Annotated in this window: 13 protein-coding genes; 3 read left to right on the forward strand and 10 right to left on the reverse strand. The window is 61.9% G+C overall.

The window, feature by feature from the left end; translation table 11 throughout:
- Positions 1–6 precede the first annotated feature (6 nt).
- Both OCA5_RS14630 and OCA5_RS14635 read left to right on the forward strand, forming a co-directional pair.
- Positions 7–1,011, forward strand: a complete 1,005-nt coding sequence (locus tag OCA5_RS14630) for a FecCD family ABC transporter permease (RefSeq protein ID WP_012562219.1) — start codon at positions 7–9, stop codon at positions 1,009–1,011.
- Positions 1,008–1,793 carry an ABC transporter ATP-binding protein gene (locus tag OCA5_RS14635; RefSeq protein ID WP_012562218.1) on the forward strand — a complete coding sequence of 262 codons (786 nt, stop codon included), beginning with the start codon at positions 1,008–1,010 and terminating at the stop codon, positions 1,791–1,793. The genes OCA5_RS14630 and OCA5_RS14635 overlap by 4 nt, the downstream gene beginning before the upstream one ends.
- An 18-nt stretch (positions 1,794–1,811) precedes the next feature.
- On the opposite strand, the gene OCA5_RS14640 is transcribed toward OCA5_RS14635, so the two are convergent.
- The 10 genes from OCA5_RS14640 to OCA5_RS14685 form a co-directional block, all read right to left on the reverse strand.
- Positions 1,812–2,720 (reverse strand): ketopantoate reductase family protein, encoded by a 909-nt coding sequence (locus OCA5_RS14640; RefSeq protein WP_012562217.1) that lies wholly within the window; start codon positions 2,718–2,720, stop codon positions 1,812–1,814.
- Between the two features lie 194 nt (positions 2,721–2,914).
- Entirely contained in the window at positions 2,915–3,637 is a 723-nt protein-coding gene (locus OCA5_RS14645) for a Crp/Fnr family transcriptional regulator (protein ID WP_012562215.1), read from the reverse strand.
- A gap of 52 nt (positions 3,638–3,689) precedes the next feature.
- On the reverse strand, positions 3,690–4,259 hold the full coding sequence (gene mog / locus OCA5_RS14650; RefSeq protein ID WP_012562214.1) for a molybdopterin adenylyltransferase: 570 nt from the start codon (positions 4,257–4,259) through the stop codon (positions 3,690–3,692).
- Positions 4,256–4,612, reverse strand: coding sequence for a hypothetical protein (locus tag OCA5_RS14655; RefSeq protein WP_012562213.1), 357 nt, complete (start codon positions 4,610–4,612; stop codon positions 4,256–4,258). The genes mog and OCA5_RS14655 overlap by 4 nt, the downstream gene beginning before the upstream one ends.
- Before the next feature lie 10 nt (positions 4,613–4,622).
- Complete coding sequence (locus tag OCA5_RS14660) at positions 4,623–5,447, reverse strand: peptidylprolyl isomerase (protein WP_012562212.1); 825 nt, start codon at positions 5,445–5,447, stop codon at positions 4,623–4,625.
- Positions 5,448–5,452: 5 nt separating this feature from the next.
- A complete protein-coding gene (gene narI / locus OCA5_RS14665) occupies positions 5,453–6,205 on the reverse strand; it encodes a respiratory nitrate reductase subunit gamma (RefSeq protein ID WP_012562211.1) in 753 nt (250 codons plus the stop codon).
- A 12-nt stretch (positions 6,206–6,217) separates the two neighbouring features.
- Positions 6,218–6,919, reverse strand: coding sequence for a nitrate reductase molybdenum cofactor assembly chaperone (gene narJ / locus OCA5_RS14670; RefSeq protein ID WP_012562210.1), 702 nt, complete (start codon positions 6,917–6,919; stop codon positions 6,218–6,220).
- Positions 6,919–8,439: a nitrate reductase subunit beta gene (narH, locus tag OCA5_RS14675; RefSeq protein WP_012562209.1), complete on the reverse strand. Its 1,521-nt coding sequence runs from the start codon at positions 8,437–8,439 to the stop codon at positions 6,919–6,921. Before narH ends, narJ begins: the two co-directional genes overlap by 1 nt.
- Positions 8,436–12,182 carry a nitrate reductase subunit alpha gene (locus tag OCA5_RS14680; RefSeq protein ID WP_012562208.1) on the reverse strand — a complete coding sequence of 1,249 codons (3,747 nt, stop codon included), beginning with the start codon at positions 12,180–12,182 and terminating at the stop codon, positions 8,436–8,438. Before OCA5_RS14680 ends, narH begins: the two co-directional genes overlap by 4 nt.
- A gap of 10 nt (positions 12,183–12,192) precedes the next feature.
- Positions 12,193–14,937 carry a nitrate/nitrite transporter gene (locus OCA5_RS14685; protein ID WP_012562207.1) on the reverse strand — a complete coding sequence of 915 codons (2,745 nt, stop codon included), beginning with the start codon at positions 14,935–14,937 and terminating at the stop codon, positions 12,193–12,195.
- A gap of 206 nt (positions 14,938–15,143) precedes the next feature.
- Between OCA5_RS14685 and OCA5_RS14690 the strand changes: the two genes are divergently transcribed.
- Positions 15,144–15,842, forward strand: coding sequence for a cyclic nucleotide-binding domain-containing protein (locus OCA5_RS14690; RefSeq protein ID WP_012562206.1), 699 nt, complete (start codon positions 15,144–15,146; stop codon positions 15,840–15,842).
- Positions 15,843–15,940 lie beyond the last annotated feature (98 nt).

The following is a 15,940-nucleotide window of genomic DNA, read 5'->3' on the forward strand; positions in this document are numbered from 1 at the left end:
GCCCCCTTGCGCACAGCAACCATCCTTTTCACCCTCACCGCCCTCCTGATCGCCGTCGCATTGGTGGCGGCGGGTATCGGGCCTTATCCGATTCCGCCGCAGACCGTGGTCGAGGCGCTGTGGCAGCGGCTCGTCGGCGGAGATATTCAAAGCACCATCGACACCGTGCTGTTCAACATCCGCCTGCCGCGGATTGTCGCTGCGGGCTTCGTCGGCGCGGCGCTTGCAGCAGCGGGCGCGGCCTATCAGAGCCTGTTTCGCAATCCGCTGGTCTCGCCCGACATTCTCGGCGTCTCGACCGGTGCGGGCTTCGGTGCGGTGGTCGGCATCCTGCTCGGATTTCCTGTCGCGATGATCCAGTTTCTCGGCTTTGCCGGCGGACTCGCGACTGTCGCGATCGTGGTCACGCTCGCGCGTGCATTACGTTCAAGCGGAGACGTGCTCGTGCTGGTGCTCGCCGGCATTGTGGTCGGCGCACTGGCAGGCGCGGCGATCTCGCTGGTGAAGGTACTGGCTGATCCATACGACCAGTTGCCCGCGATCACCTTCTGGCTGCTCGGCAGCCTGTCCGGGATCAAGGCGCACGACGTCGCCGCGACCGTGCCGGTGGTACTGATCGGGCTCGGACCGCTCATTCTGTTGCGCTGGCGGATCGGCGTGCTCTCGCTCGGCGATGACGAGGCGCGTGCGCTCGGTGTCGAAGTCGGACGGCTGCGCGCCATCGTGATTGCCGCCGCAACGCTTGTCACTGCGAGCGTGGTCGCGATCTCCGGCGTGATCGGCTGGGTCGGGCTGATGGTACCGCATATGGCGCGGCTGTTGATCGGCCCGCGCTTCGACCGTCTGCTGCCGGCCGCGATCCTGCTCGGCGCCGCTTTCATGATCGGCGTCGATACGCTGGCGCGGTCCGCCGCGCGGATCGAGATTCCGCTCGGCGTACTGACGGCAATCATTGGCGGGCCGGTATTTGTCTGGTTGCTCGCGCATAATCAACGGAGGCTTCTGCCATGAGCCTTCTCGAAGCGCGTGACCTGACGATCGGCTACGGCCATACCACGGTTGCTGACGGCGTCGATCTTGCAATCGAGCCCGGCACCGTGACCTGCCTGCTTGGGCCGAACGGTATCGGCAAAACTACGCTGTTCAAGACGCTGATGGGCCTGATTCCGCAGCTTTCCGGCACCATCCGCCTCGAGGGCGATGAGATCGCACAATTAAGCCGCCCGCGCATCGCTCGCCACATCGCCTATGTGCCGCAAGCACATCCGGCCGAGTTCACTTACACAGTGCTTGATCTCGTGGTGATGGGACGCACCGCCTATCTCGGCACGTTCGGTGCGCCGAAACAGACAGACTATGACGCCGCAACCGCCGCGCTGGAGCAACTCGGGATCAGCGCTCTGGCGGAACGCGACTCCACGCGCATTTCAGGCGGTCAACGCCAACTTGTGTTGATCGCCCGTGCACTGGCGCAGCAATCACGCATCGTGGTGATGGACGAGCCGACCGCGAGCCTCGATCTCGCCAATCGCATTCTGGTGCTCGACACCGTGCGCAATCTCGCCGCGAGCGGACTTGCCGTCGTGCTGTCAACGCATGAGCCCGAGCATGCGTTTCTGGTCGCCGATCAGGTCGCAATCCTCGGCCGCGACCGTTTCGTCACCGGCCCCGTGGCCGATGTGCTGACGCCGTCGCAACTGTCAGCGCTCTACGGCCTGCCACTTGAGGTCGAGACCACGCCCTCCGGCCGCCATGTCGTCGGGCCTGCTGCTTCGGATCAGATACAGCCCTGAGCAAAGCTGCAATGCCGATTACGAGCGCGCGTCCGCAAGCTCGAGTTCACGCAGCTTCACCGCAACCTGGAGCGCCAAGTTTGCAGGAGTGGGGACACCAAACTCCCGGCCCTTGCTCACGACGTGACCATTGAGGAAATCAATCTCACTTGGCTTGCCGCGCGCAAGATCCTGGGCGGTAGACGACAGTTGATCCGGCATCACCTCAACGAGTGCGAACGTTTTGTCGCGAATATCGGGCGAAACAGCGATACCAAGCTCTGTCGCAACAGCCACACATTCGATGATGATGCTGTCCATCACGTTCTTCGTGCCCTCGACCTCGAACAGGCGACCATAGGGAAGCTGCGCGATCGCCGACAGCGCGTTGTAGGCACAGTTCATGATGAGCTTGTCCCACAGCCGCGCCGTGACGTCGTCCGACACCTTGGTGCCAATATCCGCTTCCGAGAACTGCGCCGCGATCCCGTCACTGCGCGGCGAGGGACCGATGGTGAGATCGCCACGCCCGTGATGACGGATATGCCCCGGCCCCGCCATTTCGGCTGCAACATAGACCACCACCGGCGCCACCGTGCAGCCGACCACCGCCTGCAACCGCTCGGCATTGTCGACGCCGTTCTGCAGCGACAGCACCACCGCGTCGTTCTTCAGGTGTGGCGCGATCTCGCGACCTGCCTCTACGGTATCGGCCGATTTCACGCAGAACAGAACAACATCGGCACCCGCAACGGCAGACGCTTCCGTCTCGGCGCGAAGCGGTATCACGCCATCGAAGCGACGGCTTTCAAACCTGAGACCGCCCTGCGCAGCCATCGCCGCGACATGCGCCTTGCGGCCGATCAACGTCACCTCATGCCCGGCCCGCGCCAGCATGCCACCGTAATAACACCCGACAGCACCGGCTCCCATCACTGCGATCTTCATGCATCGTTACCCTTGTTGATCCGGCACTGGTTTAGCCTATCGGGGCGGCGCGCGAAATCGCACGATGCGTGCACATCGGCGGCCTGATCATCACAAAAAAAGCCTCGTTGTCACCAACGAGGCTTTTCGTACCAATGCACCGGCGTTTGCACCCGGCGTTCCCGCACAGGATTACCTTTGCATCTGGAGCGCGCTTACCGTTCCCAAACCAGATCCTCGAGGCGGGGGAGATTGAGCAAACGAATCCCTTTCGGGACGTTGCTGATGACTTTCTTCCGTTCGAGCTTGGTCAATGTGCGGCTGACCGTTTCAATGGTCATGCCAAGAAAATCCGCAATGTCCCGCCGCTTCATCGGCAACGGCAATATGTCCGGAATTTCGCCGAGCCGCGCCAGCCGTTCGCGCCAGCCAATCAGAAATAGCGCGACCTTCTGCTCCGCCTTGCAGCTTCCAAGCAAAAGCATCTGGTTGCGGGCCAGATGAAGCTCTCGTCCGTCGAGTTCATTCATGCGACGCAGAATGTTCGGCTTGGTTTCCACAAACTTCAGAAATTCATCTCGCGGAAAACGACAGGCGCTCACTGTCGTCAGCGCATCGGCCGAATAATCGTACCGATCAGAAAATGTCGCTCCCAAAAAATCTCCCGGCAGCGCAAACCCGACGATGTGGCGTCGCCCATCCGGCAAGAGTTTATATAAACGGACGACGCCCCGCGTCAGGTTGAGAACATGACGCGCCGGCTCGTCTTCCGAGAACAAAGCCTGCTTCGATGTGAAGTGTGTTTCGGGCCCGAGCCTCTCCATGGCATGAAGCTCATCGGGGTCGAATGCCGCGCATACGTTGAGCGGACGTGCCTGACAGTTCAGGCATCGGCCCAGAAAATCATCGGACAACCTCGAAAGCAGCGACTGTGACATCTGATTCTTTCGCTCTCGCAATCCGCCGAATGCTTTGCTCAATCTAGCAGCCTTAAGCACCGGGGCGGAAGGCCTTGCAAACGTCGGAATTGACTTCGATACGGCGCGCCCCGATCAGATCGAGACAATACGGAATAGCAGGAAAAATAGCGTTCAGACAGATTTCAATGGCCGAAGGACGACCCGGCAGATTGACGATCAGCGAACGGTCGCGCGTCCCGGCCATTTGCCGCGACAGAATCGCGGTCGGGACTTGATCCAGACTAACACGCCGCATCAATTCGCCGAATCCGGGAAGTTCGCGACTGATAACCATTTGCGTTCCCTCCGGCGTGAGATCACGCGGAGAGGGGCCGGTGCCGCCCGTGGTCAGGATCAAATCACAGCCCTCCCCATCCGATAGCTCGATCAAGGCGCTCGCAACGCTTTCCGCGCCGTCGGGAACGATCTTGGAAATGATGATCCAGTTCGAACAGATGACCTTCTTCAGGAAATCGGTGACGGCGGCTCCACCCTTGTCTTCATAGACACCTGCGCTCGCCCGATCGGAAACGACAAGAACACCGATCCGCGCCAGCGTTTCCGATTCAGCGAAATCCTCCGTCCTGCATTCGAGATTCATGAACAGCCTCCGCTTCCTCCGCACGAACATCCCGCATGTGAACCGCCCGCTTCGCTCTGGGGTACCGAAGCGGCTTCATCCTGCTTCAGCGACCAGCCGACCATGTAGGTCAGGCATCCCTGCCCCGGATCGCCGGCACGCTCCAGAATGTTCATGAGCCCGAGCCAGTCCTCGCTCTCCGCCAGATTGGCAAAGCGCCGGACCGCGCCGGACGCGTACTCGCCGACGGTTTCGCCGAACAGGGCGGTCATGGCATCGACCCGCGCCAGCAACGCCACATCGCCGCAGGCAACCAGCGCTTCGGCAGCGCTTGCCTCATCGTCAAAGCTGCGGATCAGATCACCGAGTTGCATGGCATGCTCCCTATTGCACCAGCGGCGTATCCGCCGCGACAAGCGCGATGCCGGTGATCTCGGCCTGACCCGCCAGAATCGAGATGTATTGCGCGAGCGCGCGGTGCTCGACACTAGCGGCGAGATAGCCGGCAATCCGTTCCTTCGCGAGTTCGAAGGGTAACGTCTGGCCTTCCGCGCGGCGATCCATCCGCACGACATGAAAGCCGTAACGGGTCTCGGCAATCGCTATCTCGCCCGGCTGCATCCGCTCCAGCACCGCTTCAAATTCCGGCACGGTCTGGCCACGCGTAATCTGGCCGAGGCGACCGCCCTCCGCCGCCGAGGTCGAGCAGGCCGAATGGTTCGACGCCATGTCGGCGAAGACGTGCGGATCAGCCTTCACCGCCGCAAGAATGGTTTCGGCGCTCGCGCGCGCCGCTAGCCGTGCGGCCTCGTCGCCACGCGACGCGGCGATCAGAATATGCGCGACCTCATAAAGATCGCCGGTGCGGAATCGTTGCAGGTGCTGCTCATAAAAACGCCGGCAGGTCGCCTCATCCGGCTCCGGCGTTTTCACCTCCCGCTCGACCAGCGCGCGCATCGCCGCTTCTTCCGCGGTTTCGCGTCGCCCATCCGGATCGCACAGCGGTTCGGTCTCGATGCCAAGCCGCGCCGCTTCCTGCAGCAGCAGTTCACGCACCACGAGCGCGCGCGCCGCCGCCTGCCAGGCATGGATCGGCTTGTCGGCCGGATGGTTCTGCACTTCCTGCGCGATCGCCTCGCGGGCGATCACGACGCCGTTGACACTGATCGCCTTGGGCTTCGGCAGGGCGTTGGAAACTGAACAATCCATGATCGCTACTCCGCGGGCTGGATCGGCGGCATCGCCGGCATCCGCCTCGCCGCAACCGGCGCCGGGACGTTCCCCGGACGGCTGCGCACGATCTGATAGCCGCGGCGGCCGAGATACCAGACCGGCGCGCTCCAGATGTGCACGAGGCGCGTGAACGGGAAGACGAGGAAAATCGTCATCCCGAGCATCAGGTGCGCCTTGAAGATCGGGTGCACATCGAGCACGTAGTTCGCGGCATCCGGCTGCAACGTGACGATGGCCTGCGCCCAGTTCATAAACTTCACCATCTCATGGCCGTCGAGATGGCCAGCCGATATCGGAATGGTGGCCAAGCCGAGCAGAAGCTGCGCGAACAGGATCAAGAGGATCGCGGTATCGCCGAACGAGGAGTTCGCGCGAATGCGCGGATCGAACAACCGGCGATGGGTCAACAGCGAAATGCCGACCAGACACATCAGGCCAGCGATGCCGCCAGCGGCCATAGCCAGCACCTGCTTGAAGCCGTGCGAGATGCCCATCATGTCGAACACCCAGATCGGCGTCAGCAGGCCGACAAAATGTCCGCCGAAGATCACCAGAATGCCGACGTGAAACAGGTTCGAGCCCCAGATCAACTGGCGGCGGCGCAGGAGCTGGCTCGATCCGCTGCGCCAAGTGTATTGCTCGCGGTCGAAGCGGAACAGGCTGCCCAGCAGGCAAACAATTGCGCACAGATACGGATACCAACCGAAGGCGATGGAATTGAGTGTTGTGTACATCTCTTTCTCCTCTCAGCCCGCCGGCGATCCGACGTCGCGGGAGGCATGGCGCATCCGCGCCTGCAAGCCCTCGCGCCCGCATGACGACGCGCTCTGCGCCGCAGGGCCGAACTTGATCTCTTCCTCTTCCCACGCGGCATCGAGCGCGGCGAAATCCATCGGATCGGGGTCAGGTCCTTTCAAAAGCTCCTCGACCACCTCGCGCTCTGGCTTCGCCTCAGCGATGGCGACCAGCGCATCGAACACCGCCTGGTAGCTCGACTTCCGTCGCTCCAACCGCCCGGCGATGGCGGCGAGAATGTGCGCGGGCTGTGCCAGCAATTCCCGCGCAGCGTCGATCGGCTGGGTGGAGAGGAATTCGAGAAACAGCGGAATGAAGTCCGGCAGGTCGTTGGCCGCGATGACAAAGCCAGCGTTCTCATACACCGAGCGCAGATCGACCATGGCCTGACCGCGATCGCGGCCCTCGCCATGGACATGTTCGAACAGATGCAGCGCCAGCGAGCGGCTGCGGTCGAACAGGAGGCCATAGCATTCCTGCAGATCGTAGAGGTCACTGGTGGCGAGTTCGTCGATCAGCACATCAAGTGCCTCACGCACAGCGGGCGGCACCAGCCTCTCTTCATCCAGCACGTCGCCGAACAATGGTGCGGCGGCAACGAGGTCCTCGGAGGGATACGTCAGAAGCGCGGACAAAATCTTGAACGTCTTCATCACGCCACCTCCATCGGGGTCTTGGCCTTGCGCGGCGTGCCGAACAGGTTGGTCTCGGTTTCGCCACCGCCGCAGCCGTTGCCGAACGAGAAGCCGCAGGAGCCGCGCATGTCGTAGGCATCGGCACCGAGTTCGCGGTGCGCCGTCGGAATCACGAAGCGATCCTCATAGTTGGCGATCGCCATGATCTGATACATCTCGTCGATCTGCGCGCCCTTGAGGCCGACGCGGTTGGCGATGGCTTCATCAATGACTCCGTCAACCGTCTTGGCACGCATATAGGCGCGCATTGCGAGCATGCGTTCCAGCGCCTGCGCCACCGGCTCCTCGTCACCAGCGGTCAGAAGGTTGGCGAGATAACGCACCGGAATCCGCAACGAGCGGACATCTGGCATCTCGCCGTCGAGACCGATCTTGCCGGCAGAGGCCGCAGACGTGATCGGCGACAGCGGCGGCACGTACCAGACCATCGGCAGCGTGCGATATTCCGGATGCAGCGGGAAGGCGACCTTCCACTCCATCGCCATCTTCCAGATCGGCGATTTCTTCGCCGCCTCGAGCCAGGCATAAGGAATGCCCTGACGCTCCGCTTCGGCGATCACCGCTGGATCATGCGGATTGAGGAAGACATCGAGCTGCGCCTGATAGAGGTCGCGCTCGTCCGGCTTGCTGGCGGCCTCTGCGATGCGGTCGGCATCATAAAGGACGACGCCGAGATAGCGGATGCGGCCGACGCAGGTTTCCGAGCACACCGTCGGCTGGCCCGCTTCGATGCGCGGATAGCAGAAGATGCATTTCTCGGATTTGCCCGACGACCAGTTGTAATAGATCTTCTTGTAGGGGCAGCCCGATACGCACATCCGCCAGCCGCGACACTTGTCCTGATCGATCAGGACAATGCCGTCTTCTTCACGCTTGTAGATCGCACCCGACGGACAAGAGGCGACGCAGGTCGGATTGAGGCAATGCTCGCACAGCCGCGGCAGATACATCATGAAGGTGTTTTCGAACTGGCCGTAGATATCCTTCTGCACGCCCTCGAAATTGTAATCCTGCGAGCGCTTGGAAAATTCACCGCCGAGAATTTCCTCCCAGTTCGGCCCCCACTGGATCTTCTCCATCCGCTCGCCGGAGACAAGCGACCGCGGCCGCGCGGTCGGCGTCGCATTCATGTCGGGCGCGTTCTGCAGATGCTCGTAGTCGTAGGTGAACGGCTCGTAGTAGTCGTCGATCTCCGGCAGATCGGGATTGGCGAAGATATTCGCCAGCACCCGCCACTTGCCGCCGATGCGCGGCGCGATCGAACCGTCGCGCCGGCGCACCCAGCCACCTTTCCAGCGCGTCTGGTTTTCCCAGTCCTTCGGATAGCCAATGCCGGGTTTGGTTTCGACGTTGTTGAACCAGGCGTATTCCATGCCTTCGCGGCTGGTCCACACGTTCTTGCAAGTCACGCTGCAGGTATGGCACCCGATGCACTTATCGAGATTGAGCACCATGGCGATCTGAGCACGGATCTTCATTCTGCAGCCTCCAGGCTTGCGCTCTGCGCGGCGGCTGGCTCGTCCAGCCAATCCACGTTTGCCATCTTACGGACGACGACGAATTCATCGCGGTTGGAGCCGACGGTGCCGTAATAGTTGAAACCGTAAGCCTGCTGCGCGTAGCCGCCGATCATGTGGGTGGGCTTGAGCACGATGCGGGTCACCGAATTATGGATGCCGCCGCGCTGGCCGGTCTGCTCGGAGCCCGGCACGTTCACGATCTTCTCCTGCGCGTGGTACATCATGCACATGCCCTCGCGGACGCGCTGCGAGACCACCGCACGCGCGACCAGCGCGCCGTTGGCATTGAACGCCTCGATCCAGTCGTTATCGACAATGCCCGCATTCTTGGCATCGACCTCGCTGATCCAGACGATTGGCCCGCCACGCGACAGCGTGAGCATCAGGAGATTGTCGGTATAGGTCGAGTGGATGCCCCACTTCTGATGCGGCGTCAGGAAGTTCAGCACGATCGGCTTGTTGCCGTTGGGCTTTCGGTCGATCACCGGCCGCACCGACTTTGTGTCGATCGGCGGGCGATAGACGCAGAAGCCTTCACCGAACGCCCGCATCCACAGATGATCCTGATAGAGCTGCTGACGGCCGGTCAGCGTGCGCCACGGGATCAGCTCATGCACGTTGGTGTAGCAAGCGTTGTAGCAGACGCTTTCCGATTCAAGTCCCGACCAGATCGGCGAGGAGATGATCTTGCGCGGCTGTGCGACCACATCGCGGAAGCGAATCTTCTCGTCCTCCTTCGGAACGGCGAGATGCGTATGATCACGGCCGGTAAAGGTGCCGAGTGAACTCCACGCCTTCACCGCAACCTCGCCGTTGGTTTCCGGTGCGAGCGAGAGCAGCACCTCGCAGGCATCGATATCGGTATCGATCCGTGGCAGGCCCTGCGTTGCCCCCTCTTCCGTCACCACGCCATTGAGGCGCTTGAGCAGCTCAACCTCGTGCTCGGTGTTCCAGCTCATACCCTTGCCGCCGTTGCCGAGCTTACTCATCAACGGGCCGAGCGAGGTGTAGCGCTTGTAGAGATTCGGATAGTCGCGCTCGACGACAGTGACTGCCGGCATGGTCTTTCCGGGAATCGGCTCGACCTCGCCCTTCTTCCAGTCCTTGACGTCGAACGGCTGCGCGATCTCGCCTGCCGAGTCGTGCATGATCGGCGTCAGCACCACGTCCTTCTCGACGCCGAGCACTTCCGGCGCAACGTTCGAGAATGCCTTCGCAATGCCCTTGTAAATCTCCCAGTCGCTACGCGCTTCCCACACCGGATCGATCGCCGCACTCAGCGGGTGGATGAAGGGATGCATGTCCGAGGTGTTGAGATCGTTCTTCTCGTACCAGGTCGCCGTCGGCAGCACGATGTCCGAATACATGCAGGTGGTGGACATGCGGAAGTCGAGCGTGACGAGCAGGTCGAGCTTCCCTTCCGGCGCTTCGTCGTGCCAGACCACGTCGGACGGCTTGCGGCCGCTGATGTGGCCGAGGTCCTTGCCAAGCAGACCGTGGCTGGTGCCGAGCAGGTGCTTGAGGAAATACTCGTGCCCCTTGCCTGACGCGCCGAGCAGGTTCGAGCGCCAGACGAACAGATTGCGCGGCCAGTTCTTCGGATTGTCCGGGTCCTCACAGGACATCTTCAGCTCGCCGGACTTCAGCGCGTTCGCGACATAGTCCTTGGCTTCCATGCCGGACGCCGCCGCCTGCTTGGCGACCTCCAGCGGATTGGTCTGCAACTGCGGCGCTGACGGCAGCCAGCCCATGCGCTCGGCGCGTGCGTTGTAGTCGATCAGCGCACCATCCCACGGCCCCATCGGCGCAGTCGGCGACAGCACGTCCTTGACGTCGAGCGTCTCGTAGCGCCACTGATCGGTGTGCGCGTAGAACGCCGAAGTCGAGTTCATCTGCCGCGGCGGCCTGTTCCAGTCGAGGCCGAACGCGAGCGGCAGCCAGCCGGACTGCGGCCGCAACTTCTCCTGGCCGACATAATGCGACCAGCCGCCACCGGACTGACCGACGCAACCGCACATCACCAGCATGTTGATGATGCCGCGGTAGTTCATATCCATATGGTACCAGTGATTGAGCCCGGCGCCGACGATCACCATCGAACGGCCGCTGGTCTTCTCGGCATTGCGCGCAAACTCGCGCGCCACCGTGATGATCTGCTCGCGCGGCACGCCGCTGATCTGTTCCGCCCAAGCCGGCGTATAAGGCTCGATCTCATCGTAGCTCTTCGCGATGTTCTCGCCGCCGAGCCCGCGGTCGACGCCGTAGTTGGCGACGAACAGATCGTAGACAGAAGCAACCGGCGTCTCGCCATCCGCGAGCTGCAGCATTTTCACCGGGATGTTGCGCGTCAGCACGCTCGGATGATCCGTGCCGCGGAAATGATCGTGCTCACGATTGCCGAAGTACGGGAAGCCGACCTTGGCGACGTCATCCTGCACGTCCATCAGCGACATGCGCAGCTTGGTCTCACGCGTACCCGATGCCTTCTCCTCGAGATTCCATTTCCCCTTCTCGCCCCAGCGGAAACCGATCGAGCCGTTCGGCACAACGATCTCGCCGCTGGTCTCGTCATAGGCAACGGTCTTCCATTCCGGATTGTTGGTCTCGTCGAGGTCGTCGACGAAATCGGAGGCACGGACGAAACGCTCCGGCACATAATAGTCGCCCTGCTTCACCAGCCGCACCAGCATGGGCATGTCGGTGTAGCGGCGCGCGTAATCATCGAAGTAATCGGTCTTTTTATCGATATGGAATTCGCGCAGGATGACATGGCCCATCGCCATCGCCACTGCCGCATCGGTGCCCTGCTTCGGGGACATCCACAGATCGGCGAACTTTGAGGCCTCGGAATAGTCCGGGCAGATCACCACGCTCTTGGCACCCTTGTAGCGCACCTCGGTGTAAAAATGCGCATCCGGCGTGCGCGTTTGCGGCACGTTGGAGCCCCACAGGATCAGGAAGCCCGAATTGTACCAGTCCGCGCTCTCCGGCACGTCGGTCTGCTCGCCCCAGGTCTGCGGGGAGGCTGGCGGCAGGTCGCAATACCAGTCGTAGAACGACATGCAGACGCCGCCGAGCAACGACAGATAGCGCGCGCCCGACGCGTAGCTCACCATCGACATCGCCGGGATCGGCGAGAACCCGAACACGCGGTCGGGCCCGTGAGTCTTGACGGTGTAGGCATTCGCAGCACCGATGATCTCGTTGACCTCGTCCCAGTTCGCCCGGACGAAGCCGCCGAGGCCACGACGCTTGACGTAAGCGGCGCGCTTCTCGGGATTCTCGACAATCGATTTCCACGCTGCGACCGGCGTCATGGTGGCGCGTGCCGCACGCCACAGCTTGATGAGCTTCGAGCGCACCAGCGGATATTTCACGCGGTTGCCGGAATAGAGATACCAGCTATAGCTCGCCCCGCGCGAGCAGCCGCGCGGCTCATGGTTCGGCAGATCGGGGCGCGTGCGCGGATAGTCGGTCTGCTGGGTTTCCCAGGTGACGATGCCGCCTTTGACATAGACCTTCCACGAGCAGGAGCCCGTGCAGTTCACGCCATGCGTGGAGCGCACAATCTTGTCGTGCTGCCAGCGCTTGCGGTAGCCGTCCTCCCACGATCTGTCTTCGGTCGTAGTGATGCCGTGACCGCCGGCGAATTCAGGTCTGGTTTTCGTGAAGAACGAAAGCCGGTCGAGAAAATGGCTCATCAGCCTCTCCTTACTGGGCCGGTTGGGCAAGCGGTGCCGTCGCACCCTGCCGTTCAATGTCGTGAAGCAGGCCGCCCTTGCGGACATAAACGGCCCAGGTGATCACGACACAGGTGACGTAGAAGATGAAGAATCCCCACAGCGCACCTTCGATGCCGCCGGTGAGATCGATCGAAGTGCCGAACGATTTCGGAATGAAGAACGCACCGAATGCGGCGATCGCAGAGGTGAAGCCGGTGATCGCGGCCGACTCCTTCTCGGCCTGACGAACACGCGCCGCGGGATCGGCATCCGGCATCAGGCGATCCATTTCCTTGCGCATGATGTTCGGGATCATCTGGAAGGTCGATGCGTTACCGACGCCGGTTGCGAAGAACAACAGGAGGAACATCGCGAAGAATCCCCAGAACGCGCCGGGCTGCTCCCTGATGCCGGTGAAGTAGAGGATGCCGAGCACGCCGAGCATCATCAGAACGAACACCCACAGCGTGACGCGGCCACCGCCCCATTTGTCCGCGACCCAGCCGGTCGCCGAGCGCGACAGCGCGCCGACCAGCGGGCCGAGGAAGACGAACGGCAGCACGTTGACGTCGGGGAACAGAATCTTCGCCAGTAGCGGGAAGCCCGCCGAATAGCCGATGAAGGAACCGAAGGTGCCGGTGTAGAGCCAGCACATCACCCAGTTGTGTTTACGCTGGAAGATCACCGCCTGATCGGCAAACGAGGCCTTGGCGGACGCAATATCGTTCATGCCGAACCATGCGGCGAACGCGCTCGCGGCGATGAACGGCACCCAGACGAAGCCTGCGTTCTGCAGCCACAGCGGCACCTGGCGCGTGCCCTCCGTCACCATCACCGGATCGCCGCCGAACCAGCCGAGCACACCGGCGGTAATGACGAGCGGCACCACGAACTGCACGACGCTGACGCCGAGATTGCCGAGACCAGCATTGAGCGCGAGGGCGTTGCCCTTCTCCGAACGCGGGAAGAAGAAGGAGATGTTGGCCATCGAAGAGGCGAAGTTGCCGCCGCCGAAGCCGCAGAGCAGCGCCAGCGCCAGAAACACGACATAAGGCGTCGATGGCGTCTGCACCGCATAGCCGATGCCGACTGCAGGGATCATCAGCGACCAGGTCGCGAGCGTGGTCCACAACCGGCCGCCAAAGATCGGCACCATGAAGGAGTAGAAGACGCGCAGAACTGCGCCGGAGATGCCCGGCAACGCTGCCAACCAAAACAGTTGAGAGGTGGTGAAGTTGAAACCGACGGAGGGCAGCTTCGCCACCACCACCGACCACACCTGCCAGATCGCGAACGACAGCAGCAGCGCCGGGATCGAGATCCACAGATTGCGCCGCGCAATGGCGCGACCGGTCTTCTCCCAGAACTCGCGATTTTCAGGCTGCCATTCGGTGAGCACGACACCGGCAAGCGCGCCGATATGTTCGGGCTTGTGAATCGTTTCCAGCTCGGGAAACTGTGGCAGCTTCCGCAGTTCTTCGCCGACGACGCCGCGCTCCATCTGCCGCACCGTCAAATGCATCCAGAGCAGCGAAACGACGACGATCAGGAACAGCAGCATGAAGCAACTGGTCCATAGCCCGGTGAGATCGTTCAGCGCACCGAAGGCGATCGGCAGCACGAAGCCACCGAGTCCGCCGATCATGCCGACCAGACCGCCAACCGCACCAACATGGTTCGGGTAATAGACCGGGATGTGCCGGAACACCGCCGCCTTGCCGAGCGCCATGAAGAAACCAAGCACGAACACCGTGACGGTGAACGGCACCACACCCATTTCGAGATGGAAGCTGACCGAGCCGGTCACCGTGCGCACGACATAATCGGTCGGCGGATAGGACAGGATGAAGGTGCAGGCGACGCCAACCAGGAAGGTCCAGTACATCACCCGCCGCGCGCCGTAGCGATCCGAGAGATGACCGCCATAGGCGCGGAACACCGACGCGGGCAGCGAGAACATCGCGGCAATCATGCCGGCGGCTTTGAGGTCGACGCCGTAGACGTTGATGAGATATTGCGGCAGCCACAGCGCCAGCGCCACGAACGCGCCGAACACGAAGAAGTAGTAAAGCGAGAACCGCCAGACCTGAATGTTCTTGAGCGGCGCCAGTTCAAGCCACGCACTCTTCGGCTTCTCGCCCCGCTCGCGGCGCGCCTTCACCACCGGGTCTTCGTCGGAGAAGATCCAGAAGATCACCGCCATGACGGCGAGCGCCGCGGCCCAAACCTGCGCGACGACTTCCCAGCCGAACGCCACCATCACGAAAGGCGCAAGAAACTTGGTCACCGCGGAGCCGACATTGCCTGCGCCGAAAATGCCGAGCGCAGTGCCCTGCTTGCCGGCGGGGTAGAACCGCGAGACATAGGCGACGCCGACAGCGAACGAACCGCCCGCGATGCCGACGAAGAGCGCCGCGACAAGGAACTGCGGATAGGTATGTGCCCAGGTCAGCGCATAGGTTGCGGCTGCGCCGGCGAGCATCACGACGGTGTAGACGCGGCGGCCACCATACTGATCGGTCCAGACGCCGAGGACGAGGCGGATGAGCGAGCCGCTCAGGATCGGCGTGCCGACCAGAAGACCGAACTCGGTCTCATTGAGACCGAGCTTCTGCTTGATGCTGATGCCGATGATGGAAAAAATCGTCCAGACCGCGAAGCAGATCGTGAACGAGATCGTTGAAAGCCAAAGTGCCCGACCGCGCGCCGCGTTGCCTTGATCCGCTTCACCCACAGGAGCATCTCCAAATCCGTTTCGATTTCGAGATTGCTTTTGGGGTGACGAAATTTAGTTGCGGTGGATCAAGCCAAGGTCACCAATGCTGACTTATATGAAATCACACACATATGCTTGACCCTATGCACAAGCTGAATTGACCTATGCCACGCTGGAAATTGATAAACATCACACACCGGCAATAGCCAAGCGGAGCGCCGACATTGCGTGCTCATGAAATCGAAGAGTTAAAGAAGCTACCGCTGTTCTCCGACATGAATCCGGAGAATATGGAGTGCCTGCTCGATGCAGCATTGCTGCAGAAATTTCCGGCCGGTGTCGTTCTGATCCACGAAGGCACCGAGGCTGATTTCCTTCATGTGCTGATCGACGGACTCGCCGAGAATTACACCGAGCAGGACGGCGGCGAGTGCGGCATCTCGCTGATCAATCCGATCTCCACGTTTATTCCCGCCGCCATTGTCAGCAATCAGCCCTATCTGAGTTCGGCAAGAACGCTCACCGAATCGCGCGTCCTGCTTATTCCGGCCGCACGCGTGCGTGAGTTGTCCGACCGGGATGTCGGCTTCGCGCGAGCGATCGTCAGCGAACTCGCGCTCGCCTATCGCGGGTCCGTCAAGAAGCTCAAGGGCTACATGGCAAGGTCCAGCATCGAGCGGCTCGCCAACTGGATATTGGCCGAGGCCCAGAAAAACAGCCCGCAAACGAATATCGTCATTCCATTCGACCGCAGCACGTTGGCATCGCATATCGGAACCACGCGGGAGAATCTGTCCCGCAACCTCGCCTATCTGACGGAGCATGGCGTGCGCATTCGCGGCCGAGAAATCGTTATCGACGACAAAGAGCAACTCACCCTCTTCGCCCGGCCCCAGCGACTGATCGACGACCCGACGTCATGATGCGCTGATCGGCGGACCACCCCGAAAAGCGGGCCGCGCTTGCGCTAACGCAAGGCAATTGACCACGCGATGCGCTCGTATGGCGCGCCCTGAAGGAC

This window comes from Afipia carboxidovorans OM5 (genome assembly GCF_000218565.1).
GTDB lineage: Bacteria > Pseudomonadota > Alphaproteobacteria > Rhizobiales > Xanthobacteraceae > Afipia > Afipia carboxidovorans.